The organism is Nitrospirillum amazonense, from assembly GCF_007828035.1.
GTDB lineage: Bacteria > Pseudomonadota > Alphaproteobacteria > Azospirillales > Azospirillaceae > Nitrospirillum > Nitrospirillum amazonense.
In genome coordinates, this window is the sequence record NZ_VITV01000012.1 from 1 (window position 1) to 26,973 (window position 26,973).

Annotated in this window: 27 protein-coding genes and 1 riboswitch; of the genes, 13 read left to right on the plus strand and 14 right to left on the minus strand. The window is 65.0% G+C overall.

Annotation, left to right across the window (positions count from 1 at the left end; translation table 11 throughout):
• Positions 1–108: 108 nt before the first annotated feature.
• The 6 genes from FBZ87_RS24525 to wrbA all read right to left on the minus strand — a co-directional run bounded on the left by FBZ87_RS24525 (position 109) and on the right by wrbA (position 3,851).
• Positions 109–1,008, minus strand: a complete 900-nt coding sequence (locus tag FBZ87_RS24525; RefSeq protein WP_145613230.1) for a polyprenyl synthetase family protein — start codon at positions 1,006–1,008, stop codon at positions 109–111.
• A 30-nt stretch (positions 1,009–1,038) separates the two neighbouring features.
• The gene (locus tag FBZ87_RS24530) at positions 1,039–1,290 is read right to left on the minus strand and encodes an exodeoxyribonuclease VII small subunit (protein ID WP_145613231.1); all 252 of its coding nucleotides are present in this window, start codon (positions 1,288–1,290) and stop codon (positions 1,039–1,041) included.
• Between the two features lie 157 nt (positions 1,291–1,447).
• Entirely contained in the window at positions 1,448–2,377 is a 930-nt protein-coding gene (locus tag FBZ87_RS24535; RefSeq protein ID WP_145613232.1) for a histone deacetylase family protein, read from the minus strand.
• A gap of 109 nt (positions 2,378–2,486) precedes the next feature.
• Positions 2,487–2,723: a sulfurtransferase TusA family protein gene (locus tag FBZ87_RS24540; RefSeq protein ID WP_145613233.1), complete on the minus strand. Its 237-nt coding sequence runs from the start codon at positions 2,721–2,723 to the stop codon at positions 2,487–2,489.
• Positions 2,720–3,106 carry a DUF423 domain-containing protein gene (locus FBZ87_RS24545; protein WP_145613234.1) on the minus strand — a complete coding sequence of 129 codons (387 nt, stop codon included), beginning with the start codon at positions 3,104–3,106 and terminating at the stop codon, positions 2,720–2,722. Before FBZ87_RS24545 ends, FBZ87_RS24540 begins: the two co-directional genes overlap by 4 nt.
• A gap of 142 nt (positions 3,107–3,248) precedes the next feature.
• Entirely contained in the window at positions 3,249–3,851 is a 603-nt protein-coding gene (wrbA, locus tag FBZ87_RS24550; protein ID WP_145613235.1) for an NAD(P)H:quinone oxidoreductase, read from the minus strand.
• Between the two features lie 184 nt (positions 3,852–4,035).
• Here wrbA and FBZ87_RS24555 point away from each other — a divergent pair, with 184 nt between their 5' ends.
• From FBZ87_RS24555 to FBZ87_RS24605, 11 genes are all read left to right on the plus strand, one after another.
• The gene (locus FBZ87_RS24555; RefSeq protein ID WP_145613236.1) at positions 4,036–4,998 is read left to right on the plus strand and encodes a LysR family transcriptional regulator; all 963 of its coding nucleotides are present in this window, start codon (positions 4,036–4,038) and stop codon (positions 4,996–4,998) included.
• Between the two features lie 663 nt (positions 4,999–5,661).
• On the plus strand, positions 5,662–6,129 hold the full coding sequence (locus FBZ87_RS24560; RefSeq protein ID WP_145613237.1) for an SUF system Fe-S cluster assembly regulator: 468 nt from the start codon (positions 5,662–5,664) through the stop codon (positions 6,127–6,129).
• A 20-nt stretch (positions 6,130–6,149) separates the two neighbouring features.
• The gene (gene sufB / locus FBZ87_RS24565) at positions 6,150–7,634 is read left to right on the plus strand and encodes a Fe-S cluster assembly protein SufB (protein ID WP_145613238.1); all 1,485 of its coding nucleotides are present in this window, start codon (positions 6,150–6,152) and stop codon (positions 7,632–7,634) included.
• Between the two features lie 66 nt (positions 7,635–7,700).
• Complete coding sequence (sufC, locus tag FBZ87_RS24570) at positions 7,701–8,453, plus strand: Fe-S cluster assembly ATPase SufC (protein WP_145613239.1); 753 nt, start codon at positions 7,701–7,703, stop codon at positions 8,451–8,453.
• A 14-nt stretch (positions 8,454–8,467) separates the two neighbouring features.
• Entirely contained in the window at positions 8,468–9,847 is a 1,380-nt protein-coding gene (gene sufD, locus FBZ87_RS24575) for a Fe-S cluster assembly protein SufD (RefSeq protein ID WP_145613240.1), read from the plus strand.
• 4 nt (positions 9,848–9,851) lie between these two features.
• A complete protein-coding gene (locus FBZ87_RS24580; protein ID WP_145613241.1) occupies positions 9,852–11,117 on the plus strand; it encodes a cysteine desulfurase in 1,266 nt (421 codons plus the stop codon).
• Positions 11,117–11,587 carry a Fe-S cluster assembly sulfur transfer protein SufU gene (gene sufU / locus FBZ87_RS24585; RefSeq protein ID WP_145613242.1) on the plus strand — a complete coding sequence of 157 codons (471 nt, stop codon included), beginning with the start codon at positions 11,117–11,119 and terminating at the stop codon, positions 11,585–11,587. The genes FBZ87_RS24580 and sufU overlap by 1 nt, the downstream gene beginning before the upstream one ends.
• Positions 11,588–11,592: 5 nt before the next feature.
• Entirely contained in the window at positions 11,593–11,982 is a 390-nt protein-coding gene (locus FBZ87_RS24590; protein WP_040846432.1) for an SUF system Fe-S cluster assembly protein, read from the plus strand.
• A 15-nt stretch (positions 11,983–11,997) separates the two neighbouring features.
• A complete protein-coding gene (locus FBZ87_RS24595) occupies positions 11,998–12,345 on the plus strand; it encodes a HesB/IscA family protein (RefSeq protein WP_044562655.1) in 348 nt (115 codons plus the stop codon).
• A 123-nt stretch (positions 12,346–12,468) separates the two neighbouring features.
• The gene (locus FBZ87_RS24600) at positions 12,469–12,927 is read left to right on the plus strand and encodes a hypothetical protein (RefSeq protein ID WP_145613243.1); all 459 of its coding nucleotides are present in this window, start codon (positions 12,469–12,471) and stop codon (positions 12,925–12,927) included.
• Entirely contained in the window at positions 12,924–15,605 is a 2,682-nt protein-coding gene (locus tag FBZ87_RS24605; protein ID WP_145613244.1) for a tyrosine-protein kinase family protein, read from the plus strand. Before FBZ87_RS24600 ends, FBZ87_RS24605 begins: the two co-directional genes overlap by 4 nt.
• A gap of 8 nt (positions 15,606–15,613) precedes the next feature.
• Here FBZ87_RS24605 and FBZ87_RS24610 read toward each other — a convergent pair whose 3' ends face one another.
• The 5 genes from FBZ87_RS24610 to FBZ87_RS24630 form a co-directional block, all read right to left on the minus strand.
• Complete coding sequence (locus FBZ87_RS24610) at positions 15,614–16,186, minus strand: hypothetical protein (protein ID WP_145613245.1); 573 nt, start codon at positions 16,184–16,186, stop codon at positions 15,614–15,616.
• 26 nt (positions 16,187–16,212) lie between these two features.
• A complete protein-coding gene (locus tag FBZ87_RS24615; RefSeq protein WP_145613246.1) occupies positions 16,213–16,770 on the minus strand; it encodes a hypothetical protein in 558 nt (185 codons plus the stop codon).
• 169 nt (positions 16,771–16,939) lie between these two features.
• The gene (locus tag FBZ87_RS24620; protein WP_145613247.1) at positions 16,940–18,007 is read right to left on the minus strand and encodes a threonine aldolase family protein; all 1,068 of its coding nucleotides are present in this window, start codon (positions 18,005–18,007) and stop codon (positions 16,940–16,942) included.
• Between the two features lie 58 nt (positions 18,008–18,065).
• Positions 18,066–18,176, minus strand: a riboswitch (SAM-I-IV-variant riboswitch).
• 111 nt (positions 18,177–18,287) lie between these two features.
• The gene (locus tag FBZ87_RS24625; protein ID WP_145613248.1) at positions 18,288–19,031 is read right to left on the minus strand and encodes a hypothetical protein; all 744 of its coding nucleotides are present in this window, start codon (positions 19,029–19,031) and stop codon (positions 18,288–18,290) included.
• A complete protein-coding gene (locus tag FBZ87_RS24630) occupies positions 19,031–19,651 on the minus strand; it encodes a hypothetical protein (protein ID WP_145613249.1) in 621 nt (206 codons plus the stop codon). Before FBZ87_RS24630 ends, FBZ87_RS24625 begins: the two co-directional genes overlap by 1 nt.
• Positions 19,652–19,915: 264 nt before the next feature.
• On the opposite strand from FBZ87_RS24630, the gene pepN reads away from it, so the two are divergent.
• The gene (gene pepN, locus FBZ87_RS24635) at positions 19,916–22,618 is read left to right on the plus strand and encodes an aminopeptidase N (protein WP_145613250.1); all 2,703 of its coding nucleotides are present in this window, start codon (positions 19,916–19,918) and stop codon (positions 22,616–22,618) included.
• Positions 22,619–22,811: 193 nt separating this feature from the next.
• Entirely contained in the window at positions 22,812–23,264 is a 453-nt protein-coding gene (locus FBZ87_RS24640) for a hypothetical protein (protein ID WP_145613251.1), read from the plus strand.
• A 52-nt stretch (positions 23,265–23,316) separates the two neighbouring features.
• Here FBZ87_RS24640 and FBZ87_RS24645 read toward each other — a convergent pair whose 3' ends face one another.
• From FBZ87_RS24645 to FBZ87_RS24655, 3 genes are all read right to left on the minus strand, one after another.
• Entirely contained in the window at positions 23,317–23,937 is a 621-nt protein-coding gene (locus FBZ87_RS24645) for a YajG family lipoprotein (protein ID WP_145613252.1), read from the minus strand.
• Between the two features lie 275 nt (positions 23,938–24,212).
• On the minus strand, positions 24,213–25,118 hold the full coding sequence (locus FBZ87_RS24650) for a universal stress protein (RefSeq protein ID WP_145613253.1): 906 nt from the start codon (positions 25,116–25,118) through the stop codon (positions 24,213–24,215).
• Between the two features lie 141 nt (positions 25,119–25,259).
• The gene (locus FBZ87_RS24655) at positions 25,260–26,942 is read right to left on the minus strand and encodes a bifunctional aminoglycoside phosphotransferase/ATP-binding protein (RefSeq protein ID WP_246134580.1); all 1,683 of its coding nucleotides are present in this window, start codon (positions 26,940–26,942) and stop codon (positions 25,260–25,262) included.
• Positions 26,943–26,973: the final 31 nt, after the last annotated feature.

Sequence of the window (26,973 nt, forward strand, 5' to 3'; positions counted from 1 at the left end):
CTGCCGCAGCTGCTCAGGGCGCAGCGCGCGCAGGCGCTCAGGCGTCGGACACTGGTCCAACAACGGGGTCTTCGTCGCCATTCATCGGCTCCCAATCAAACTTTTCTTTTAAGACCGCCGATCCACAACGAAGCGCGCCACCGCCTGCAACATCGACGCCCGGCCCTCGAAAATCTCCAGATGCCGCGTGGCCTGGTCAGCCAGCCGGCCGGCCTGATCGCGGGCCCGTTCCAGCCCCAGGATGGACACGAAGGTCGCCTTGCCCGCCGGCTTGTCGCGGCCCACGGACTTGCCGGTCTCGGCCTCCGTCCCTTCCACGTCCAGCAGATCGTCGGCGATCTGGAAGGCCAGGCCCAGATCGTGGGCGTAAGCCTGCAGGGCATGGAACTGCGGCGGCGAGGCCCGGCCCAGGATGGCGCCGGCCGTGGCGGCGAAGGCGATCAGCTCGCCGGTCTTCATCCGCTGCAGCCGGGTGATAGCGCCGATGTCCAGGGTCTGGGTTTCCGCGATCAGGTCCAGCATCTGGCCGCCCACCATGCCCCGCGGGCCGGAGGCCTTGGCTAGGGCCGAGACCAGGGCGCAGCGCACTCGGGGATCCTCATGCGTCTCCGGGTCGGTCATGACCTCGAACGCGGCCGTCAGCAGGGCATCGCCCGCCAGGATGGCCGTGGCCTCGTCGAACTGGCGATGCACAGTGGGCCGGCCGCGCCGCAGGCTGGCGTCGTCCATGGCCGGCAGATCGTCGTGGATCAGGGAATAGCAGTGGACGAATTCCACCGCCGCCGCCACGCGCAGGGCGCAGGCCGGACTGACACCGAACAGGCGGGCGCTTTCCATCACCAGGAAGGGCCGCAGCCGCTTGCCCCCGCCCAGGCAGCCGTAGCGCATGGCCTCATACAGCTTGGCCTCCGCCATGCTGCTGCGGGGCAGCAGGATGTCGATGGCGGTCTCCACCTGTTCGACGGTGTCCGCCATGGCGGCGGTAAGGGTTTTGGGCAGGCTGGGCATCAGGGCATACTCGGGCGTAAGGGTACGGGCTTAATCGATGCGGGCCGGTTCCATGCCCACCGTTCCGTCACCGCCCAGGGTGATGCGGTCGACCTTTTCCTGGGCCTCTCGCAGCTTCCCTTCGCAATGGCGCTTCAGCAGGGTGCCGCGCTCATAAAAACCGATGGCGTCGTCCAGCTTGGCCTTGCCGTCCTCCAACTGGCGCACGATGCGCTCCAGCTCACCCAAGGCGTCCTCGAAACTCATGGCCTTGATATCGGCCGGCAGGGTCAGTTCAGTCATAGGGTGTCCACATCAACGCTTGGAACGGCAAAACGGCAACGGCGCCAGCGGCGCCGTAAATCACAGGCAGGCGACTGTAGGACCGGGCGGCACCCCGCCGCAAGCATCCTGGCCGGGAGGCTGCCCTATCATGGGCGGGGACTTGGCGTCCCGCCCCTCAAATCTCCATAAGCGTGCCCACATGGGCGGCGACGCAGGACGCCAACGCCGTCGGATCATAGCCCCCTTCCAGCGAGGAGACCAAGCGGCCCCGGCAATGACGGTCGGCGATGGCCCCGATTTCGGCCGTCGCCCAGGCGAAATCATCCTCGACCAAGGCGAGGTCGGCCAGCGGGTCGGCCCGGTGGGCGTCGAAACCGGCGGAAATGAAGATAAGTTCCGGAGCGAAAGCGTCCAGGGCCGGCAACAGCCGCGATGTCATTCCGGCGCGAAATTCCGCGCCGGTGGAACCCGCGCGCAACAGTACGTTCACCACCGTGCCGTAATCCCCCCGGTCGCCCAGGGCCCCAGTGCCGGGATAGAGGGGCCATTCATGGGTGGAGCCATAGAACAGGTCTGGGTCATGTTCCGCCAGGGTCTGGCTGCCGTTGCCGTGGTGCACGTCGAAATCGACGATGGCGACGCGGCGCAGGCCGTGGGCAAAGCGCGCATGCTCCGCCCCGATGCCGACATTGTTGAACAGGCAGAAGCCCATGGACTGCCCCGGCTCGGCATGGTGCCCCGGCGGGCGGATGGCGCAAAAGGCGTTGCGCACCTCCCCCGCCATCACGGCGTCCACGGCGGCGCAGACGGCCCCGGCCGCATGCAGCGCCGCCTCGAACGAGCCGGGGGACAGGACGGTGTCGCCGTCCAGCGACACGATGCCGGTGATGGGGGTCGCGGCCTGCAGGCGGGCCACCAGGTCGGGGGTGTGCACCCGTTCCACCTGGTCCAGCGTGGCGCGGGGCGCCTGGCGGCGGTCCAGGTATTGGAAACGCTCGGCATCCAGCGCGCGCAGCACGGCCGACAGGCGACCGGGGTTTTCCGGATGGCCCGGCCCCGTCTCATGTTCCAGGCAGGACCAGTGGGTGAACAACGCCGTCGCCATGGTGACCGTTTCCTCGCATGCCCGCTTATTATTAAGCCGGCATCATCACCGATGCGGCCGGCCGGCCGCCAGTGCCTTACCGGCGGCCGCTGCCGAAGAATGATCCAAATCAGGCCGGACCAGCCCGGCGTATCGTGAAGGTCAGCACCCCGTCCACCTCATCGGCGGACAGCAGGGCGTGGCCGGCCGACTGGCAGAAGGCGGGCACGTCGCGCCGGGCGGCCTGGTCGGTGGCCAGCAGGGTCAGGACATCCCCCGGCGCCATGGCCATCAGGGCCTTGCGCGCTCGCAGGACCGGCAGGGGGCAGACCAGACCCTTGGCGTCCAGGCTGCGATCCCCGCTCATCGCGGCGCCTTCACGGCGGCGGCGGCCAGGAACAGCCAGCCCAGGATGAAACTGAAGCCGCCCAGGGGCGCCACGGCCCCCAGCGCGCTGGGGCCCCACCACCCCAGACCATAGAGCGCGCCGCCGAAAAGGACCGCGCCCAGCAGGAACAGCCAGCCGGCCAGGGTCGCGAAAGATCGGTGGAGCAGATGCCCACCCAGCGTGGTGGCCACGGCGGCTGCGACATGCATCAGTTGATACTGGCTGGCGGTCTGCCACAGGCCCACGGCATGGGCGTCGCGCACGGCCGCCAGGCCGTGGACGGCATAGGCGCCGGCCGCCACCGCCAGCGCGCCGATGATACCCGCGATCGCCACCCGCAGCCGGGCATCCGCAGTGAGCATTCCCCTATCCCCTTCGCATTCAAGACGGTGGGCAGGATATGAGACGGCGGTGCCGGAACCGCAAGCGATCCTTGAAAAAGCGAACGGGCCGCCCCGGTAAGGGACGGCCCGCCGTTGAATTAAACAGTCTGAGCCAGACCGATCAACCGGCCAGCTTGGCGGCGATACCCGCCACGTGGGCGCCCTGGAAGCGGGCGCCGGCGAGCTCGTTCTCGCTGGGCTGGCGCGAGCCGTCGCCGTTGGCGATGGTGGTGGCGCCATAGGGGCTGCCGCCCGTCACCTGGGAATTGTCGGTCTGGCCCTGGAAGCTGTAGGGCAGGCCCACGACCACCATGCCCTGGTGCAGCAGCGTGGTGTGGAAGGACAGGATGGTGCTTTCCTGGCCGCCATGCTGGGTGGCGGAGGATACGAACACGCTGCCGACCTTGCCGATCAGGGCGCCCTTGAACCAGAGGCCGCCCGTCTGATCCAGGAAGTTGCGCATCTGCGAGGCCATCATACCGAAGCGGGTGGGCGTGCCGAAGATGATGGCGTCGTACTGCGGCAGCTCATCCACCGTGGCGATGGGGGCCTCCTGGTCCAGCTTGATGCCGGCCTTCTGCGCGACCTCGACCGGAACCAGTTCCGGCACGCGCTTCACCACCACCTCGGTGCCGGGCACGGACTTGGCGCCCTCGGCCACCGCCTTCGCCATCGTCTCGATATGGCCGTAGCTGCTGTAGTAGAGGACGAGAACCTTGGCCATTGCCATCTCCATCAATCGGTTGAACCGGGCTGTTTGGACCGGGGCGCCTGGTGCGTTTCGGACCGCGCGGCGTTGCGATGGACGAACCATAGCCGTGTTCCGCGTTGCGGATAATCCGGCGGCTAGGCATAAAATTGTTCCGCACCCTGCAACAATCCTGGCACCGGCTTTCAAGGACCGACGCATGGACCGCCTGGATGACATGGCCCTGTTCGCCCGCGTGGCGGAGACCCGCAGCTTCACCGTGGCGGCGGCCAAGCTGGGCCTGTCCCGTTCCGCGGCCAGCCGGCGCATGACGGAGCTGGAGGCACGGCTGGGCGCCCGGCTTCTGAACCGCACCACCCGGCGCATCAGCCTGACGGAAGCGGGGGAGACCTATCTGGTCCGGGTGCAACAGATCCTGGCCGATGTGGACGAGGCCGACCGCTCGGTCGCCAGTCTGCAGGCGGCGCCGCGGGGCGTCTTGAAGGTTGCCGCCCCCATGAGCTTCGGCATGCAGCACCTGGGGCCGGCCATCGCCGACTTCCTGTCCGCCTTCCCGGACATCGAGGTGGAGATGGACCTGAATGACCGCTTCGTCGACCTGGTGGACGAGGGTTACGACGTGGCGGTGCGCATCGGGCAGTTGAAGGACAGCTCGCTGGTAGCCAAACGCATCTGCCCCGCCCGGGTGGTGCACGCCGCCAGCCCGGCCTATCTCACCCGCCGGGGCGTGCCCCGCGCGCCGGAGGATCTGGCCCAACACGACTGCTTGATCTACACCAACCTGCCGCAGGGGGCGCTGTGGCCGTTCCGCGTCACGCCGCTGACCCCCGGGGCGCCGCGGGGCGGCAACCACGACCCCGATGCCGCCACCCGCCTGGTGAAGGTCAACGCCCGCCTGCGTGCCAACAACGGCGACGTGCTGTTGGAAGCCGCCTGCGCCGGCGTGGGCATCGTGGCCCTGCCCACCTTCATCTGCGGCAAGGCCCTGGCGGAGGGCCGGGTGGTGCCCATCCTGCAGGAATGGGCGGTGACGCGCAGCGCCATCAACGCCGTCTTCCCCGCCAACCGCCACCTGTCGTCCAAGGTCCGCGTCTTCGTCGATTTCCTGGCCGACCGCTTCGGCCCCAACCCCTATTGGGATGTGGGGTTGAAGCTGGGTTGAATAAAATTGAGAGCCGACGGAGCGAAGCGAAAAGCCGCGACCCGATTTAAACATAAGGGGGGGCGCCGGACCTTTTCGGGGAGCGTAGCGGACTGAAAAGGGAGGGGAAGCCAAGCGGGCGGATGCCCGCGCCCGGCGCCTGAGGGCGCACAAACAAACCCTCAGAATTAAAAACGGCGGATCAGGTTTGGGCCCCTGAGGGCATCCATCCTGGTCCGCCGTTTTTTCTCAGTCGGATGGGCAAAAGCCTCGAAACCGCATCCAGGGCGGCCGCTTTGCCGCGATAGATCCGACCGTGTTTCCGGACGTCCCACCATGCCGGGGGTTTCGTTCGGTTCAAGCGCGGGCTATGCCGCCCGCCTCCTGAAACGAAGCCTGCGCTTAAGGGCCCACGAGGTCAAACGCCCATCGCTCATGCCGCAGAGCAGCGGCCGCCCGCCCAGGACATACCGGGTTAACAGACGCCCCGCCGCGTCCTTGACCTTACGCCTCCGGGGTACTCCGCCAGCGAACCCGCTATTGCTGCAACCCGCCCATCCGGGCGGTTCATATGCCGCAAAACATCCTCGCTTGACATGGAAAGGGGAGTGGCTACTTAAAGGGTACTGATTTGGTCCGGATTGCCGGACCGGATTTTCACCCAGGCGCAGGACCTCAAACCACGTGATCCGGCTGAGCAAATTGACGGACTACGCAGTCGTGGTGATGACCGCGATGATCCAGGGCGACGGCGGCCCGCATACCGCCATCTCGCTCGCGGAGCGTACCGGCCTGCCGGCCCCCACCGTGTCCAAGATCCTGAAGCTGCTGGCCCGCGACGGCCTGATGGCCTCGCACCGGGGTGCCACCGGCGGATACCGCCTGGCGCGCGCACCGGAGGCCATCAACGTCGCCCAGATCATCGCCGCCATCGACGGCCCCATCGCCCTGACCGACTGTGTCGAGGGGGCGGCCGGGGCCTGCGGGGTGGAGAGCCTGTGCCCCCGCCGGGGCAACTGGGACCGGGTGAACCGCGCCGTTCGCGGCGCGCTGGAAAGCGTCAGCCTGGCCGACATGGCCCGGCCGTCGTTCCCCGACCCTGTCCTGCCCAAGGCGGCGCCGGCACTGTCGGCCACCGCCGACGCTATTTGATTTCGAGGAAGAGCGAAAACATGGCCGCCACCGAACAGACCGTCGAACAGGTCCGCGCCGTCACGGAGCAGAAGTACAAGTACGGCTTCACGACCGAGATCGAGTCCGACCTGGCGCCCAAGGGCCTGAACGAGGACATCGTCCGCTTCATCTCCGCCAAGAAGGGGGAGCCGGAGTGGCTGCTGGAATGGCGCCTGCAAGCCTACCGCCACTGGCTGACGATGGAGGAGCCGACCTGGGCCATGGTCGACTTCCCCAAGATCGACTACCAGGATAGCCATTATTACGCCGCCCCGAAGGCCGCCAAGGACAAGCCCAAGTCCCTGGACGAGGTCGATCCCGAGTTGCTGGCCACTTATGAGAAGCTGGGCATCCCGCTGAAGGAGCAGGCCATCCTGGCGGGAGTCGAGGGTGCGGGCGAGATGCCGGCCGTGGCCGTGGACGCCGTGTTCGACAGCGTGTCGGTCGCCACCACCTTCAAGAAAAAGCTGGAGGAGAAGGGCATCATCTTCTGCTCCATCTCCGAAGCCATCCGCGAGCATCCGGAGCTGGTGCGCAAGTACATGGGCTCGGTCGTGCCCTATTCCGACAACTACTACGCCACGCTGAACTCCGCCGTGTTCACCGACGGGTCCTTCGTCTACATCCCCAAGGGCGTACGCTGCCCCATGGAGCTGTCGACCTACTTCCGCATCAACGCGTCCAACACCGGGCAGTTCGAGCGAACGCTGATCATCGCCGATGAGGGCAGCTACGTCAGCTATCTGGAGGGCTGCACCGCCCCCATGCGCGACGAGAACCAGCTGCACGCCGCCGTGGTGGAGCTGGTGGCCATGGATGACGCCACCATCAAGTATTCCACCGTCCAGAACTGGTACCCCGGCGATGAGAACGGCAAGGGCGGCATCTATAACTTCGTGACCAAGCGCGGCGCCTGCCGCGGCAAGAACTCCAAGATCAGCTGGACGCAGGTGGAGACGGGGTCCGCCATCACCTGGAAGTACCCGAGCTGCATCCTGCAGGGCGACAATTCGGTGGGTGAGTTCTACTCCGTCGCCATCACCAACAACTACCAGCAGGCCGACACCGGCACGAAGATGATCCACATCGGGAAGAACACCCGGTCGACCATCGTGGCCAAGGGCATCTCCGCCGGCAAGGCGCAGAGCACCTACCGCGGCCTGGTTCGGATCCTGCCCAAGGCCGAGGGTGCACGGAACTACACCCAGTGCGACAGCCTGCTGATCGGCGACAAGTGCGGGGCCCACACGGTGCCCTACATCGAGAGTCGCAACCGCACCGCCCGGGTGGAGCACGAGGCCACCACCGCCAAGATTAGCGAAGACCAGCTGTTCTACTGCCGCGCCCGTGGCCTGTCCGAAGAGGACGCCGTGGGCCTGATCGTCAACGGCTTCTGCCGGGAGGTCCTGAAGGAGCTGCCCATGGAGTTCGCGGTCGAGGCGCAGAAGCTGGTCGCCATCAGCCTGGAAGGCAGCGTGGGCTAAGGGCGCCGCAACCGCCCCTGTCCACCCAAGCTGCACACGACATTCGGTTTCAAGGAACGTTTCAAGATGCTGGAAATCAAGAACCTGCACGCCACCGTCGACGGCAAGGAAATCCTGAAAGGGATCAACCTGACCATCAACCCGGGCGAAGTGCACGCCATCATGGGCCCCAACGGCTCCGGCAAGAGCACGCTGTCCTACGTGCTGTCCGGCCGTGACGGCTATGAGGTGACCGAGGGTTCCGTGACCTTCCAGGGCAAGGACCTGCTGGCCATGGAGGCTGAGGAGCGGGCGGCGGAAGGCGTGTTCCTGGCCTTCCAGTACCCGGTGGAAATCCCCGGCGTGTCCAACACCACCTTCCTGAAGACGGCGCTGAACGCCGTGCGCAAGCACAAGGGCCTGCCCGAGCTGGACGCCATGCAGTTCCTGAAGCTGATCCGCGCCAAGGCCAAGGCCTTGAACATGAACGACGACATGATCAAGCGCGCCGTCAACGTCGGCTTCTCGGGCGGTGAGAAGAAGCGCAACGACATCCTGCAGATGGCCATGCTGGAGCCCAGCTTCGCCATCCTGGACGAGACCGACAGCGGCCTGGACATCGACGCCCTGAAGCTGGTGGCCGACGGCGTGAACAGCCTGCGCAGCCCCGAGCGCTCCATGCTGGTCATCACCCATTACCAGCGCCTGCTGAGCTACATCGTGCCGGACCATGTGCACGTGCTGGCCTACGGCCGGATCGTGCGCAGCGGCGGCAAGGAGCTGGCGCTGGAGCTGGAAGCCAAGGGCTACGCCGAATTCGGCTCGCCCGAAGCCGCCTGAGGGGAACGCGCGCCATGGCCGCCATCGCCACCCTGAAAGATCTGTACGAAACCCTGAGCCCCGGCCTGCCCGGCGCCGGTGCCGCCGGCCTGGACCGGCTGCGCGCCGACGGCTATGCCCGCTTCCTGGCCGACGGCATTCCCACGCCCAAGGTCGAGGGCTGGAAGTACACCAACCTGCGCGACCTGGCCGGCGTCAGCCTGGCGCCCGCGCAACCGGCCGCCAACACCGACATCGATCTGCCCAGCGTGGCGCCGGGCGAGACGCATCGCCTGGTGTTCGTGGACGGCCGGTTCAACGCCGCCCTGTCCGCCGTCGGCACCCTGCCCCAGGGTGTGACCCTGGACAGCTTGCGCGGCCTGATCGAGGCCTCCCCGGCGTACGCGGCCGAAGTGCTGGACCGGTTCCCGGCGCCCAAGTCCGACACCGGCTTGCGCGTCGGCCCCAACCCCGGCCGTGGCCAGGCGCTGGGCCTTGTCGGCCTGAACGGCGCCTTCCTGGCCGAGGGTGCGGTGCTGACCGTGGGTGAGGGCGTGAAGCTGGCACAGCCGGTGGAGTTCGTCTTCATCGCCACCGCCACCGACGGCGCCTGGCACCCCCGCCTGCTGATCGACGTGGCGGCGGGCGGCGAGGTGACCGTGGCCGAGCACCATGTGGCACGGGGTGGCGGCGCCACCTTCGCCAACATCGTCAGCGGCGTGCGCGTCGGCGAAGGCGCCATCCTACGCCACGCCAAGTTCCAGGAAGAGGCGGAGACCGCCCTGCACCTTGCCAGCGTCACCGCCACGGTGGCGGCCTCGGCCACGTACGAGACCTTCGTGCTGACCACCGGTGGCCGCCTGGCCCGCACCGACGTCCAGGTCCGCCTGGAAGGCTCGGGCGCCCAGACCCGCGTCTCCGGCACCTATGGCGTGGATGGCAGCCGGCATGCCGACTTCACCAGCCTGATCGACCATGTCGCCGCCAACTGCACCAGCCGCGAGGTGGTGAAGGGCGTCATCGACGGGCGCGGCCGCGCGGTGTTCCAGGGCAAGATCATCGTGCGGCCGGACGCGCAGAAGACGGACGGCCACCAGCTGAACCGCGCCCTGCTGCTGTCCGACACCGCCGAGATCGACGCCAAGCCGGAGCTGGAGATCTACGCCGACGACGTGAAGTGCAGCCACGGCGCCACGGCGGGCGAGCTGGATGAGGAGGCGCTGTTCTACCTGCGCGCCCGCGGCATTCCCGCCGACACCGCGCGCGCCCTGCTGATCGCCGCCTTCCTGGACGAGGTGGCGGAGGAGATCGGCGACGAGCGCCTGCGCGGCCATGCCATGGCGCGCATCCAGGAGCGCATCGGCCGTCTGACGGGCATCACAGTCGACACCGACGCTACGGTGTTAGGGGAGTGACCTCATGGACACCCGGATTCTGACGAACGCCCCGTACGATGTGGAAAAGGTCCGCCAGGACTTCCCCATCCTGACGCGCTTGGTGCATGAGAAGCCGGGCCGTCCGGGCAAGCCGCTGGTCTACCTGGACAACGCCGCCAGCGCGCAAAAGCCACGAGCAGTCATCGACGCCATGGCCAATTTCATGGCGCACGATTACAGCAACGTCCATCGCGGCGTCCATTACCTGTCCCAGGTGGCGACCAACCTGTACGAGGCAACGCGCGTCAAGACGGCCACGTTCCTGAACGCGCCCTCGCCCGACACCATCGTTTTCACCCGCAGCGCCACCGAGGCCTTCAACCTGGTGGCCAGCAGCTGGGGTGGGACCCACCTGAAGGCGGGTGACGAGATCATCCTGAGCGTGATGGAGCATCACGCCAACATCGTGCCCTGGCAGCTGCTGCGCAGCCGCACCGGCATCGTCATCAAGGTGGCGCCGGTGCTGGACGACGGCACGCTGGACCTGGACGCGCTGGCCCGGCTGCTGGAAAGCCCCAAGGTCAAGCTGGTGTCCATCACCCACGGCAGCAACGTGCTGGGCACGGTGACGCCGGCGGCGGAGATCGCCCGCATGGCCCACGCGGCCGGCGCCAAGGTGCTATTCGACGGCAGCCAGGCGGCGGTGCACATGCCGGTGGACGTGCAGGCCATCGACGCCGACTTCTACATCATGACCGGGCACAAGCTGTACGGGCCTACCGGCTTCGGCGTGCTGTACGGCAAGGCCGAGCTGCTGGAGTCCATGCCCCCCTACCAGGGCGGCGGCGACATGATCCAGACGGTGACCTTCGAGGAGACCACCTTCCGCGAGGTGCCGCACCGGTTCGAGGCCGGCACGCCGCCCATCGTGGAGGGCATCGGCTTCGGTGCCGCCATCGACTATGTGACGGCCCTGGGCATGGGCGCCATCCACGCCCATGAGCAGCGCCTGCTGGCCTATGCCACGGAGAAGCTGCAGGCCATCCCGGGCCTGCGCATCATCGGCACCTCGCCCACCAAGGCGGCCATCCTGTCCTTCACCATCGAGGGCGTGCACCCGCACGACATCGGTACCCTGGTGGACCGGGCCGGCGTGGCGGTGCGGGTGGGCCGGCACTGCGCCGAGCCGCTGATGGACCGTTTCGGCGTGGGCGCCACGGCGCGCGCCAGCTTCGCCCTGTACAACACCGAGGCCGAGGCCGACGCCCTGGTGGACGCCGTGCGCGCGGTGAGGGAGTTCTTCAACTGATGTTCGACGATCTGCGCGACCTGTACCAGGAAGTGATCCTGGACCATGGCAAGCACCCCCGGAACTTCGGGAAGCCTGAAGCCTTCAATCGCATGGCCCGGGGCGAGAACCCGCTGTGCGGCGACAAGATCAACGTCTACCTGACCATCGGCCCCGACGGCCTGGTCAACGACGCGCATTTCGACGGCCGCGGCTGCGCCATCAGCCAGGCCAGCGCCTCGCTGATGACCGAGACGCTGAAGGGCAAGACGGAAGCGGAGGCCGAGGCGCTGTTTGGCCACTTCCATGACATGTGCACCAAGGACGACCATGAACACACCGACCACGGGCACCTGGACCCGGAGGCGGTGGAGAAGCTGGACGTGCTGTCGGGCGTGCGGGAATTCCCCATGCGTGTGAAGTGCGCGACCCTGGCCTGGCACACCATGCACGCCGCCCTCGAGGGCGATGAGAAGACGACGACGGAGTGAGCGAGATGTCTGGAGCCGAACGACCCATCGCGCCGGATGTTACGCTGCAGGCGCCGGCCACCATCCCGGATGAGGACAAGCTGCCCCCGGACGCCCCTCTGGCGGACCGCGTGACGGAGGCGCTGAAGACCGTCTACGACCCGGAAATCCCAGTAAACATCTATGAGCTGGGCCTGATCTACCGCTGCGACATCGACGCGGAAGGCCAGGTCGAGATCGACATGACCCTGACCGCCCCCGGCTGCCCCGTGGCGGGCGAGATGCCGGGCCAGGTGCAGGGCGTCGTCGGCAGCGTCGATGGGGTCAAGGACGTGACCGTGAACCTGGTGTGGGAACCTGCCTGGAACCCCAGCCTGATGTCCGACGAGGCGCGCGTCGCCCTCAATATGTTCTGACGTGTGGAGAGAATCATGAGCCGCATGGAACGCCCGAAAGCGATGAGCCTGACCGACGCCGCCGCGACCCGCGTCAAGGAGATCATGGCCCAGCGCGAGACGCCGGCCGTGGGACTGCGCGTCGGCGTGAAGGCGCGCGGCTGCTCCGGCCTCAGCTATTTCGTCGAATACGCCGACGCCAAGAAGCCCTTCGAGGAAGTGGTGGAGGAGAAGGGTGTCACCCTGCTGCTCGACCCTGCCTCCACCATGTTCCTGCTGGGCACGGAGATGGACTACAAGGAAGACAAGTTCCAGTCGGGCTTCGTCTTCACCAACCCGAATGAGAAGGGCCGCTGCGGCTGCGGCGAGAGCTTCACGGTTTAGGAGCAGCATTTGCCTGCTGTTATGCCTTCGTGGTAAAGATATTAACCTGGGCTTACGCATTGTGTAATATACACTCATAAATCGCCGTCTATTTGAAACGCACCCAAAAGGGAGTATTTTCATATGGAAGATTATGGTGGAGCGAGTAATGCACGATACAAAGACTTTAGGGTTTTAGTGGACGGCTCGGAAAAAAGGGCAATCGCAGCAGTTCATCTTGGCGGAATAGCAGTTGAGTGCCAAGTAAAGTCACTAATTCTACTGTACCACGGAATCAATAACTGGCATGAGCCAAGCAAAAAGAAAAAAGAGCCAGGGCACGGAACACCAGTTAAGAGACCATCTCATGATATAGTTAGTGCAATAGAGAAAATGCCAGATTTATACAATAAGGCAAAGTCAGATGCGAAATTCTTATCGCATCTAAGTAATATAAAATACCCCTTAGGTATTACAGGTGGGGATTTTATTGAACTAAGGTACTCAGAGCTAGAAGGTGAATGCATAAATCTTCCTGAGTGGGAGCATAGTCTTAATTATGTTAAAGCCTGGCTGGACAAGAACAAGGTGATAACGAAATGAGCGACGTAAAGCATTTCCGTGATTATCTCAATAATAATTTTCCCGGTGCCCACTATCTAGACGTCGGTACGGGGAATTTTGCCATTTTAACTATTATTGATGATCGGTTTTCTGGTCTGGACAGACCTTCCAGGCTTGCGAAAGTACAGCCAGAACTTGAAGCCGCCGGACTCAAGCCTGGAATTGTCGATTTGTATACAACCACAGAAGCTGCCGCTCGCTCTGTTACGTTGCCAAACGAGCCTATAGTTGCGCCTGCGGACTGGGAACAGGCTGTTGCTATGATTGAGGCCGGTAAAACATTTGAAAATATAACATTAAAAGCAAGAAAATTCAGGCGTATCGTTTTTTATTCTTACAAAGGCGGAGTTGGTCGCTCCACTTCGTTAGTACACACCGCATTTCATCTAGCTCGGTCAGGCCAACGGGTTGTTGTCATTGATATGGATGTTGAGGCTCCGGGCCTTCATGTTTTACTCCCTCCCCCCGAGGGAAGTACAATTAAGGTAGGCTTGGTCGATTATCTTTGGGAGCGTCAAATTAGGCCCCTCAACGAGGATGCCAGGGAAGACTTTGAGACGTGCCTTTCAGGCAGCAGCGAATATCAAGGAACTCCCATATCTTACGCCATTGAAGATAAAGAATTTCGCACTCAAATTCACGTTATTCCCGCAGGCGCGGTGGGAGCGAACTATGTCAAGCGACTACACGTCTTATCATACCAAGATGTATTGGCGAAGCCACACGACGCTTGGGCGCTATTCGAGGAAGAGTTGGCTAACGAGCTTGATCCCGATGTCGTACTCATTGACGCTAGAACGGGTTTAGGAGATTGGGGTGGTCTTTCCCTGCTTCGTTTAGCTGACGAAGCGTTCTTTGTTATGTATCCCAGCGAGCAAAATATCGATGGAATAAAATTCGCCAAGGAAGTCACGGAGCAAACTGTCGGGATTTCTATTCACATTTTGGTTTCTCCAGTACCAGAAGGAATTATAGGGAAAAATCTACTTTCTCGCATTCTGCCAAAACTTGAATTAGACGATGATGAAATAATTCCTATTTTGTATAATCCAAACCTAGCTGCGGCCGATCAATATCCAGTTGAATCTGCCATGGCTGGGTATGCTCGGATAGCAAATCTTATACGAGATACACAAGCCCAAGACAGAGTTGAGGAATCGCTCCAACAAGCAGACGCTCTGAAAATTATTGAATCTTTGAATTTTCCTGACCGCGACGCAAAAAGTATTGCCGCCAAGGATTTTGATCAATTCTTCCAGAAAACGCTCGATTTCGAGCGATTTTTAGATGATGCGAGATGGGTGGTGCGTGGCCGAAAAGGAACTGGTAAATCGACTTTATTTCATCTTTTTGCTGAGCATCAGGAGAATGCCGCCAAAAGGGCACGTGGGCGCCTTGATGGGATTGATATTCTTCCTGGCCATGGCCCAGTGAACTCAGCCCAATTTGGTCCTAAAACAGATGTTTTTGGCGATATCGCAAAGGAACTCCTGAAAGATGGTGGAGACTGGCTTTCCTTATGGAGAGCTTATGCCATTGTACGCATCTACACTCGCCGTGCTGCGACCATAGATACAATTTTAGCTAAGTCGGAAATGCGTATCCTTCGGGACTTCCTCCGGTCCCACTTCCCTAGGGAAGACAATGCCCAATGGCGCACTGCTCAAACGAGCGCACTTCTTGGTTTAGTAGGTAGAGAGAAAATTGGCCTTTGCCGTGACCTAATGCGTGATGTTAATAAAGGCCTCGAACAACAAGGCAGGAAGCTATGGCTTCTTTATGACGATCTCGATCAGGATATCCTAGAAAATGCCACTTGGCAAGGAGATGCCCTGGGCGGTCTTCTGCGACTAGCATATGACTCTAATAACCAAGGAATGCATAACATAAGATTCAAAATCTTTCTTCGGGAAGATATATGGAATGGTCTTGTATTTACTAATAAGAGTCACTTCGGTCCAGACAGAACACTTCTACTTGAATGGAGAATTTCCGATTTCCTTCGTCTTGCATATCGGATGGTAAGTGGAGGCTCCTCTCTCTACCGAACCTTGGCACATCGAGAGCTTCCCTTAACTGAGAATGAAATCGACAGCGCCCCGGATGAGGATTTGTATAAAGTATTAGCCCCACTGTGGGGCCTGCGGAAGGAAAGAAGCAAAAATCAGTCGACTGCTAGGTGGGTATACTCGCGGATGACTGACGCGGCTAACAATACATACCCTCGATCATTAGCTATCTTGCTGAAAAAGGCCAGAGAAACTGAACTTGAGACCAGACTTCAGAAAATGGGCACTAAGGCGGTCTCAACAGGTTCTGACCGTTTACTTGGCCCCCCAGCCATGCTTGCAGGATTAAAAGAGGCTTCGGATGAGCGCGTAAATGCGTTGAAAAACGAATCACCCCGTTTAAAGCCATTTTTGGATGCCGTTATCAGCGGGCAGCTCTTACGATCTCAGTTTGAACGCGCAGAGTTAGAGCAAGTATGGCAAAAGACATCTCAAGAATCTCATTCAGATTTCGGTAGGTTTGTCGATGAACTAAAGCAAGCCGGTCTACTCGTGGAAAAGAAAAGTAACTCTCAATATGATTATGGCATTGCAAGCCTATATATTGACGGATTAGGTGTACAGAGAGTCCAAGGGGAAAAGAAATAAGGTTATTCTCAGGGTTGGTTGGCGCTGCCCAGATTGCTGACGGCCATGTCCAGCTCGCCCAGGTCGACGGCCGCCATCTCGACCATGACATAGGAAGCGGGCGGGAAACGGGCCATCAGCTTGTTGCGGAAGTCGCGGGGACCGGCGGCGTAGCCGTGGACGACACGGGCGCCGCTCTTGCCGCCGCCCAGGCCCGTCACCAGGCTGATCCGCGCCTCGAACAGGGTGTCGCCCTGCGACCAGGCCTGGGAGAACAGGTTCAGGTGGCGCGGAATGACCTGCTGCAGCGTGCCGCGCCGGGCCTCGACATCGCGGGCGCGGACGGATATCTCCTCCAGCTCCCCATCCAGGTCCTGCAGGGCGGTGCGCAGTTCCCCTTCCTGCAGGCGGGCTTGGCGCAGGCTGGCGGCCGCCTTGTTGCGCTCCTCCACCGCGGCGCTGACCCGCCGCTCGGTCTTGCGCACCTCGGTGATCAGCCGCTTCAGCGACCAGGCCATGATGGCACCGCCCACCGCCAAGGCGCAGACGTGGCCGGGGCTGGGGTTGGCGTAGGCTTCCGCCAGGGCGTCAGACAGCATCATGGGACAGGGTTCCTCGAGGGGTCTCTTCAGCTCGGCCGCACAACCCCGCGCTGCGCGCCGGGGGGGCTCGAACCCTGGACTTGCCGCACGTTGGTGACGCTATAGCCGTCGGCCAGGGCGAATTCCTGCTGCAGGGCGGTGCGGGCCTCCATCTCCGTGCGGGCCCAGACGCGGGCGCGGTGCAGGTGACGCCACAGCGGGCAGATCGATTCCATGCCCGCGACCACGCCGTTGGTCAGCGCGCTGTTGCTGATGTCGGCCGAATAAAGCGCCAAGCCGCTGGCCGAGGGTCCGCCCAGGTCGTGCCAGACCTCCACCCGCCGCCGCTCGAACTCCTCACATTCCTTTTCCAGGCGCTGGAGGTTGCTGGTCTCGCGAAAGCGCAGGGCGATGCGCGCGTCGCGCACCCGGGCGGTGTCCCGGTTGGCCGCAGCCACCTTTTCCGCCGTGCGCCGGATCTGGTCGATTTCCTTTTTCACCTTGGCGTGGCGGGCGATCATCTCATAGACGTCGTTGATGACCAGGCGCAGCAGTTCCAGCAGCACTACCCCCGCCAGGATGGCGCCCAGGATGGTTATGATCACCAGATCCGGTTTCTCGATGTGCACCAGCGCCTCGGCTGTCGGGAGATGAACGGTCGCGCTATCGCATGGAAGTCCACTTCAAGGTTGTACGGTCAATTGACCGTTAACGGGCCCTAAATTTTAAATAAAATCTTCCGTATAGGGCCCGTCACACTTTGTCAGAAGCAACCTACGCGGCGGCGGCGTGGGCCACGTCGCGGATGTCGGCCACCAGCTGGTCCACGCGTTCCGGCTGGGTATCCCAGGCGAACATGAAGCGGGCGCCGCCGCCGATGAAGGTGTAGAAGCGCCAGCCGCGCGCCCGCAGGCCCTCCAGCACCGCCGCCGGGGCCGTCAGGAACACGGCGTTGGCCTGGACCGGAAACAGGGGCGCCACGCCCGGCACCCCCGCCAGGCCCGCCGCCAGACGCTGGGCCCCTGCGTTGGCATGGGCGGCGTTGCGCAGCCAGGCGCCATTTTCCAGCATGCGCACCCACGGGGCGGACAGGAAGCGCATCTTGGACGCCAACTGGCCCGCCTGCTTGCAGCGATAATCGAAATCCTCCGCCAGGGCCCTGTCGAAGAACAGGATGGCCTCACCCACCGCCATGCCGTTCTTGGTGCCGCCGAAGCACAGCACGTCCACCCCCGACTTCCAGGTCATCTCCGCCGGCGAACAGCCCAGGCTGGCGCAAGCGTTGGCGAAACGGGCGCCATCCATGTGCAAACGCAGGCCCAGGTCGCGGCAGACGGCGGAGATGGCGCGGATCTCATCCAGGCTGTAGACCTGCCCGGTCTCTGTCGGTTGGGTGATGGTGACGGCGCGGGGCTTGGGGAAATGAATGTCCGACCGGCCGGTGGCCAGCGCCCGGATGGCATCCGGCGTCAGCTTGCCGTCCGCCGTCTGCGCCACCAGCAGCTTGGACCCGTTGGAGAAGAACTCCGGCGCGCCGCATTCATCCGTCTCCACATGGGCGGAGGCCGAGCAGATGACGCTGTGATAGGACTGGCACAGCGAGGCCAGGGCCAGCGAGTTGGCCGCCGTGCCGTTGAAGGCGAAGAACACGTCGCAGGGGGTGCCGAACAGCTGGCGGAAGGCGTCGGCGGCCTTCGCCGTCCACACATCCTCGCCATAGGCGGCAGCGTGGCCGCTGTTGGCCTCCGCCATGGCGGCCCAGGCTTCCGGACAGACACCGGAATAATTGTCGCTGGCGAACTGCTGAGCGGCGAATTGGGCGGGTAGCGTGTCAGTGGTCATGGGGAACGCAGCCTTCATGGTCTCAAGTCTCGACCAAGAGCGAAACGGACTCACGTGGCTGCTTCCCGTTCATTGCCGGATCGGCCACATCCTTCCCCTCTGGGGGAAGCGCCACCTTGCCGGGTAAGCAGGTTGGCGTTGAGCGTCAGCCCAACTCTTGATGCACGGGGCAGAGGGATAACCGTTGGCGACGGCGGGCGCAAGCCCCCTGAGGCCGGTGCGGTGTCATGGGTGACCTTCGGCGCGGGACCGCCGGGACCGGCGGCCGGCGACGGCGGTCTCAGCCGCCAGCCGCAGCGGGGGTCATGCCCATGCCGCGTGGCACGCCCCGCGTGGCGGCGGGTGGGCGCACCGGCAGGGGCTTGGGCCCGGCGGGAACCGGCGGTTCCACCGCCGCCCCCTCATCCGCCACGTGGCTCCCCATCAGGTCACCAAGGGGCTCATCCTCCGCCGGCGGTTCCACCGGCGCGGCACCGTCAACGGCGGGCCCCTCGTCACCCAGCGAGATGGGCAGCACGCTGCTGATGATATAGCCGCCCTCACTGGCAAGGCGGTTGGTGACCAGCGCGCGGAAGTCGGCCTCCGTCGGGGCGTAGCCGTGCACCACCCCGGCCTCGGCCATGCCACCCACGGCGCGGCCCACATGGCGGGGCGCCACCACGTTGCGCAGGTGCGCCTCATACAGGTGGTCACCCTGCGCCCACTCAAGGGAGACCAGGTTCAGCGGCCGGGGCGTAGCCTGGCGCAGCACCGCCATGCGGTTCTGCACCTCATCCGTCCTGCGCGCGATCTCGCGCAGCGCCTCCTCCCCCTCCTCCAGGGCTTGAAGCAGCTGCTCCTCCTGCTGGCGGGCGACGCGCAGGTCGGCGGCGGCCTCGTTCTTTTCGTCCACCGTGGCGGCGATGCGCCTTTCCGTTTCCCGGATCTTGAACAGGATGCGGCGGACGGAGAAGGCCAGGAAGGCCCCGCCGATGGCCAGGATGATGAACACCATGAAGTTGAGGTTGCTGTAACCGCCCGTCATCAGCGCACCATGCGCCGGTGCGGTCGCACCAGGCGGGACTGCGCCGCCGACCGGCCGGCGGCCGCCGCCTCCGCCACCGCCTTGAAGCCCTGGGCGGCGCGCAGATTGTTGACGGTGAAACCATCCTTGGGACTGAAGGCCAGCAGCAGGCGGGATCGGGCCTGCCGCTCATTCCCCGCCCATACCCGGACACGGTGGGTGTAGCGCCAGAGGGGACAGATCTCCTCCATCCCCGCCGCCGCCCGTTCCATCAGGCTGCGGCTGTTCAGGTCCGCCAGGTAAAGCTGGTCGTCCAGGGTGGCGTCCCCCACCTCATGCCACACCTCCACCCGCCGCCGCTCCAGTTCCTCGCACTCCTGTTCCATGCGGTGCAGGATGGTGTTGAGGCGGAAGCGTTCGGCGTTGCGCCGGTCGCGCAGGGCGGCATTGGCCCGGTTGGTCGCCCACAGGTTTTCCGTGGTGCGGCGCGTCTGCTGGATCTCATACTTGATGCGACGGTATTTCGCCGCCCATTCGTAGATGTCCACGATCACCAGGCGCAGCACTTCCAGCAGCGCGATGGCGGCCACAACGGCGCCCGCGACCGACAATACCACCAGATCCGACTGGACGACCTGCACGGGGACCTACCCTGACTTACCTCTCCCGCTCATGTCCGAACGATACAGCCTAAGGCCGTAGTCGGCCTGCCCAAAATACCCGCCTAAGTCATCCGGACAGGCCCCCTGCCCAACCGGGGAGGGCAGATGCATGAGGTCCCCACCGGCACCCGCCGGATGCCCCGTCGCCCCCTTATCGCGCCCCGGGGCAAAGGGGGGGTTGGCGTGGCGCGGCGCCCTCCCCTATCCTGGCCGCCAACCATAATTCCAACGGAAACCCACCCCATGGACAGCCGCCTCGACACGGCCACGCCCCACGCCATCCACCTTCGCGATTACGCCCCGCCGGCGTGGCTGATCGACACCGTGGATCTGCATGTCGATTTGCGGGAGGAGGCGGCCACCATCCGCTCCACCCTGACCGTGCGGCGCAACCCGGCCTCGGGGCCGGCCTCGGGGCCCGCCTCGGGGAATGCCGCCGCCGCGCTGGACCTGGACGGCCAGGAACTGGAACTGCTGGCCGTGCGCATGGACAACCGCCTGCTGGGGCCCGACGATTACACCCTGACGCCGGAACGGCTGACCCTGGCCGGTCTCGCCGACCACGCCACGGTGGAGATCACCACCCGCACCCGGCCGCAGGACAACACGGCGCTGGAGGGGCTGTACAAGTCATCCGGCAACTACTGCACCCAGTGCGAGGCGGAAGGCTTCCGCAAGATCACCTATTTCCTGGACCGCCCGGACGTGATGGCGCGCTACACCACCACCATCGAGGCGGAGCGGGCGCGCTATCCCGTGCTGCTGTCCAACGGCAACCTGACGGCCAGCGGCGACAGCGCGACCGAGGCCGGGCGCCATTGGGCGCGGTGGGAGGATCCCTGGCCCAAGCCCTGCTACCTGTTCGCGCTGGTGGCCGGCACGCTGGTGCACATCGAGGACCGCTTCACCACCCGCTCCGGCCGCGAGGTGGCGCTGCGCATCTATGTCGAGCCGGGAAATGAGGCCAAGTGCGGCCACGCCATGGAGTCCCTGAAGAAATCCATGAAATGGGATGAGGACGTCTATGGCCTGGAGTACGACCTGGACATCTTCAACATCGTCGCCGTGTCCGACTTCAACATGGGGGCGATGGAGAACAAGAGCCTGAACGTCTTCAACACCAAGTACATCCTTGCCCAGCCGGAGACAGCCACCGACACCGACTTCCTCGGCATCGAGACGGTGGTGGCGCATGAGTACTTCCATAACTGGACGGGCAACCGCGTCACCTGCCGCGACTGGTTCCAGCTGAGCCTGAAGGAAGGCCTGACCGTCTTCCGCGACCAGGAATTCTCCGCCGACATGAACTCCGCGCCGGTGAAGCGCATCCAGGACGTGCAGCGCCTGCGCCAGGTGCAGTTCAACGAGGACGCCGGCCCCACCGCCCACTCTGTGCGGCCGGAAAGCTATATCGAGATCAGCAACTTCTACACGCCCACCGTCTACGAGAAGGGCGCGGAGGTGCTGCGCATGTACCGCACCCTGCTGGGCAACGCGGGATATCGCAAGGGTATCGACCTATATTTCGCCCGCCATGACGGCCAGGCGGTGACGACGGACGACTTTCTGGCCGCCATGGTGGAGGCCAATGGCCAAAAGCCCGCCGACCCCTTGTGGGCGCAATTCCAGCGCTGGTATTCCCAGGCCGGCACGCCGGTAGTGTCGGGCGAGGGCCGGCACGATGCCGCCGCCGGCACCTACACACTGACCTTGCGCCAGACGGTGCCGGCCACGCCGGGCCAGCCGGACAAGCTTCCCCAGGTCATCCCCGTCGCCCTGGGCCTGGTGGGCCCGGACGGCAGGGATATGCCCCTCACTCTCCAGGGCGAAACCGAAACCGGCGCCACCACCCGCACCCTGGCCCTGACGGAAGCAGAACAGAGCTTCACCTTCACCGGCGTGGCCAACGCGCCGGTACCGTCGCTGCTGCGCGGCTTCTCCGCCCCGGTGCGGTTGGACTTCAAGCAGGATGACGCGGCGCTGACCTTCCTCATGGCCCACGACAGCGACGCCTTCAACCGGTGGGAGGCCGGGCAGACCCTGGCCACCCGCCTGATCCTGGCCGATGTCGACGCGCGCGCCCAGGGCGCCGAAGCCACCGTGCCCCGGGCCTATATCGATGCCACGGCCCAGACCCTGGCGCGGGCGGGGGAGGACCGGGCATTCGCCGCTCTGGCCTTGGCCCTGCCGACGGAGGGCTATCTGGGCCAGCAGCGTGCCACCGTGGACGTGGATGGCATCCATGCCGCCCGCCTGGCCTTGCGCCGCACCCTGGCGCGCGAGCTGAACGGCGCCTTCCGCAAAGCCTATGATGGCAACCGCACCAATGGCGCCTTCACCATCACGCCCGACGCCATGGGCCGCCGCGCGCTCAAGAACGCGGCGCTGGCCTACCTGATGGCGCTGGACGACGCCCCGGCGCGCGCCCTGTGCCTGGCGCAATACCAGGGCGCCACCACCATGACGGATGCCATCGCGGCGCTGGCGCTGATCGCCGACAGCGCCATGGATGAGCGGGCGGGCTGCCTGGCGGACTTCGCCGACCGCTGGAAGCATGAGGCGCTGGTGATGGACAAGTGGTTCGCGGTGCAGGCGCTGAGCGATCGGCCGGACACGCTGGACCGGGTGCGGGGCCTGATGGACCATCCGTCCTTCTCCATCCGCAACCCCAACAAGGTCTACGCCCTGGTGGGCAGCTTCGCCGCCAACCCGTCCAAGTTCCACGCCGCCGACGGCAGCGGCTACGCCTTCCTGGCCGACACGGTGCTGACGCTGGACAAGCTGAATCCCCAGGTGGCCAGCCGCATGGTGAAGCCATTGGCCCGCTGGCGCCCCTATGACGCCGGCCGGCAGGAACACGCCAAGGCGGCGCTGGAGCGCATCGTGGGAACCGCCGGCCTGTCGCGTGATGTCTATGAGATTGCGTCGAAGAGTTTGGCTGGGTAAATAGACAAATAAAAACAGCGCCGCGCCACAATACTGGCGCGGCGTTTCTTCTCATTTCTGAATTCACAGACCCTTATATTGACTATATAAGGCTAATATTAATTTACCCCTCACGACGGTCATCATGACATTCCTGAAAATGAATAGGCCGACACGGCTCTCTTTTTTTATCCTGCCCCTGTTGGCTGGCTGCGTGCCTTTCAGCAGCAGCGAAGCGGTAAAGGCCCTGCCCGTCACGCTGGCGCATGACAGCTACGTCTCCGACATCGAGATCAAGGCCCTGCCCCCTGACGCCACGCCCGAGTTCAAGGCCAAGCTGGAGCTGGCTTTGCGTACGGAACTGACCAAGTGCGCCAAGGGCAGCCATCCCCTGCGCGTGGAGGCCCGTGTCGCCCGCTTCAATGGTGAGAACGCCGGACGGGCCCTGCTGCTAGGCGATTCCAACATCGTCCGTGGTTCCGTCCAGCTGTTCGATCCGGCCAACGGCGCCTTGGTGGGCGACTATGATGTCAACCGTTCGGTGGGCGGCGGTGGCGTGCTGGGGGCCATCGGCCTCAGCGGCGCTGAAGGTCAGATGGCCCAGGCCTTCGCCAACCAGGTCTGCGACCAGGCCTTCAAGGCCGAGACGAAGCCGCAGAGCCACTGAGCCAGGAAGGCGGTCGGGGCGGCGAACGCTCGTCCGCCGCCCTCCGCCGTCATCAGCTTGTTGGGCCACCGGCGGCAGCCGGCGCCGCTACCACTGGCGACTGCTTACCGGTCAGCGTGGCCACGAAGGCAGGGTCGGCGAACATCTTGGCCAGAGCGTCATTCAGCGCGCTGGCAACAGTTTCCGCCGCGTTGGAGCCATTGGCCATCAAGATGGTCTTCTTCGCCGTGCCAGCATAGGTCTGGGTGAAGACGGGCGCCCCCGCGCCGGTCCCCACCGAAACCGTCAGGTTGACGTCGCCGTTGGCCGTGCCGGAAAACACGCCGGCACCGTACTGGTTGTAGAATTGGTTGATGGAAACGGTGAGGGGACGACCGCCCGCCTGAACATGAAAGCCGCGCGCCTCCAACTCGACCTTCAGCGCGTCGGTCACGATGGTCGGCACGTCCTTGTCGGAACGGATGGCCGCCATTTCAGTGCCGAAGCCATTGATCTTGGCGGAGATGCGATTGCGGTCGGAGGTGCGCGCGTCCACCACGGTCAGGCCCACCGGCTTGGCATCGGCGACGACCTCAGCCTTGGTGGGAACGTACTTCACGGTCGCGACGTCTTCGGATAGCGCGCAACCGGCCAGCATGGAAACCGCCGCGAACGCGGCGACAATCCTGATCATCAACTTACCCCCATGTCTTATGTGTATCGTCTGCGACGATCCACTCTAGTTCTTCAGGGGTATGTCAAAGCGATGATCTCGAGCAATATTATGTTACATTAATGTATTAATATTCGCATCGCCGGCAAAGCGGCTACAAGGGTAGTGAAGCTCGGTAGGCCATTGTTCATACGGCTGAAAACGCTCGCTACTCGGAGTTGGCTCCGCCCGACACGTCCACATCTCGGCCAGACCGCGTCAGAATGACGCACCTCGAGGCTTTCTCCGCCCTGGCCCTAGTGAGCCAACAGCACCGGCAGGGTGGCGTTGTAAAGCACATGGCGGGTAACGCCACCCAGGATCATCTCCCGCAGGCGGCTGTGACCGTAGCCGCCCAGCACCATCAGATCGGCACCCGTGTCCGCCGCGGCCGCCAGCAGCAAGGCGCCTACCGACCGGCCCTCCGCCATAGGCTGGCGCACCTGGGCCTTGATGCCGTGCCACGCGAGATAACCGGCCAGGTCGCGACCAGCGGCGCCCTCGGTCTTGTCCGTCTCGACCGCGATGACGGTCACTGCCTCCGCCGCCTTCAGCAGGGGCAAGGACTGGGCCACGGCCTGGGTCGATTCGCGGCTGCCGTTCCAGGCGAGAAGGACGCGGCGGCCCAGGCCCGTTTCCGCCCGGAAGGCAGGCGGCACGATCAACAGGGGCCGGGCGCTGGCCAGCAGGATGGCCTCCAGCATCAGCAGGGCCTCACCCCCCACCGTCTCGCCCACCTGCGCCATGACGCTGATGTCCGCCAGGCGGGCCTCGGCCACGGCCACATCCTCCTGGCTGCCCACGACCTCGCGGAAGTCGCCGGTCAGGGAAGCATCGGGGGCCGCGTCCGGGGTGTCGGCGAGGGTGGCGCCGGCCTCGGCCAGGGCGGCATCGAAGGCCTGGCGGGCGCGGGTGCGGTGGTTGCGCGACTCCTGCTCCACCATGGTCATGATCTCCTCGACCAGGGCGCCCGACACCCCTTCGCCCAGGGCCGGCACCGCCTCGCGCGGGTCGGGGTTGGGCACCAGGCCCAGGACGTGGCCGCCGGCCGGCCGCGCCAGGGCGAAGGCCGCCGCCAGGGCGGCGCGGTCACCGGCGCCGCCGGTCAGCACGGACAGGATCTTGGCATAAGCCACGGGGGCAGCCACGGGGGCACTGGACATGGGGCCGTTCTCCTCTCGTCACCCGCGCCCGCGCGGGCCGGAACATCATGGAGAAGCTTCACCGTTCGGGCGGGCGCCCGCATTGACGTGCCTCAAGCGTGGACCCGCGGCCGCGTAGGCGCAAGGGCCGAAGGCGGCGGCTCAGGCGTCGGGCCGCCAGGGCTCCGGCCGGGCCAGCTGGCTCAACAGGCGGCGGGCCACGTCGGCTGCAGAACCCAGCACCGACAGGATGTCCCAACGCATCTCTCCCAGGCCGCGGCCGCCACGCTCCCCTTTGGGGCGGCCTTCATCGGCCGCCTGCTGCTGGTTCAGCACCAGCCACAGGCCCAGGAAGGGCACGGGCGCCGCATGGGCCACCGCCTCGATATCCGCCCGCTGGTCCGGCCGGGCATACACGGCATCCGCCACCACGGCATGGCCGGCCTCCAGCACCAGCCCGGCGCGCCCCGCCATTTCGCCATAAACACGGGTGGTCACCGCCTCGCTGTAGCCCGAAGCCGCCAGCGTCCCCTCCTCCGGCGCGTCCAGCAGGCGGCGGCGCAGCGCCTCGGACTGCAGGATGACGGCACCGGGGATGGGCCCGATCTCCGGCGCCAGCATGCGGGCCAGGGTGGACTTGCCCGTCCCCGGCAGGCCGCCGATGGCGATCAGGCGGGGTGCCCGGGGATTGAGGGCGGACAGGGCCAGGTCCAGGTAGGCCGCCGCCTCGCGCCGGAAGGAGGCGCCCGCCCCCACCGGCCGCCGGGCCGCCGCCGTGCTGGCCGTCATGTGGGCGCGGATGGCGGCGCATAGGCTGACGAACAGGGGTAGCAACGCCAAGCCGGCGAAATCGCCCGTCTGTTCCAGATAGCGGTTCAGCACCAGGTTGGCGAAAGGCCGCAGCCGGCGGTGCTCCAGATCCATCAGCAGGTAGGCGAGGTCGTGGAAAACGTCGATGACCGCCGGGCCCCCATCCACCCTGTCCCCATCCCGGGGGGCGCAGGCTTCCTCCAACAGGATGGCGGCGCCGAACAGGGTGGGCCGCCCACCCCATAGACAGATGTTGCCCAGTTGCAGGTCGCCATGGCAGGGCCGGACATAGCCGGAGCGGCGACGGCGTTCGATCAGCCATTCCTGACGGGCCACGGCCGCCATCAACCCACGCTCCAGCCGGTCCAGCGCCGGGGGATCGAACAGGTCGGGATGCTGGCGCAACGCGCCCAGGGCGCCGGCCACCGCCGCTCGCACCACTTCCACCCCACCGGGGGGTGGCCAACCGGCACGCCCGGCGCCCTCGTCATGAGCGCTTTCGTGCAGGGTGGCCACGGCGTCGGCCACGGCCCGCATGCCGTCGCGGGTCAGCAACCCGGCCTCCGCCTGGCGGTCGAACAGGCTGGATTCGGCGAAGCGGCGCATGACCACCACCCAGTCCACCGCCGCTGCCCAGCCCCCTGCCCTCCAGTCCGCCGCCGCCAAATCCGCCGCCCCCAAATCCGCCAGTGTCCCGCCGGCGCCGGAACCGGCGGGCGCTAGCACCAGGCGGCCATCGGCCCCCGGCACCACCGCCAGCACGCCCTCATACAGGCCCGGCGCCGTGCGCCGGTTAACGGCGACCTCGGCCAGGGCCACGCGGCGCCGGCGATCGGGCGTGGACAGGTCCAGGTGGGGGAAATGGACGGCGCGCCGTATCTTGTAGGCGCGATCCCCGGCCAGGAAGATGATGGCGCTGTCGGTATCGATTCGCTCCACCGCCAAACCCTGGTGGGTCGCCGGATCGCCCAACAGGGCGATCGTGGCGGCTTGGTCCATCAGGGTCGGGTTCGCGGTCGCCGGACACAGATCCATGTCCTGATTTTAAAGGCGTTTTATGACAGGC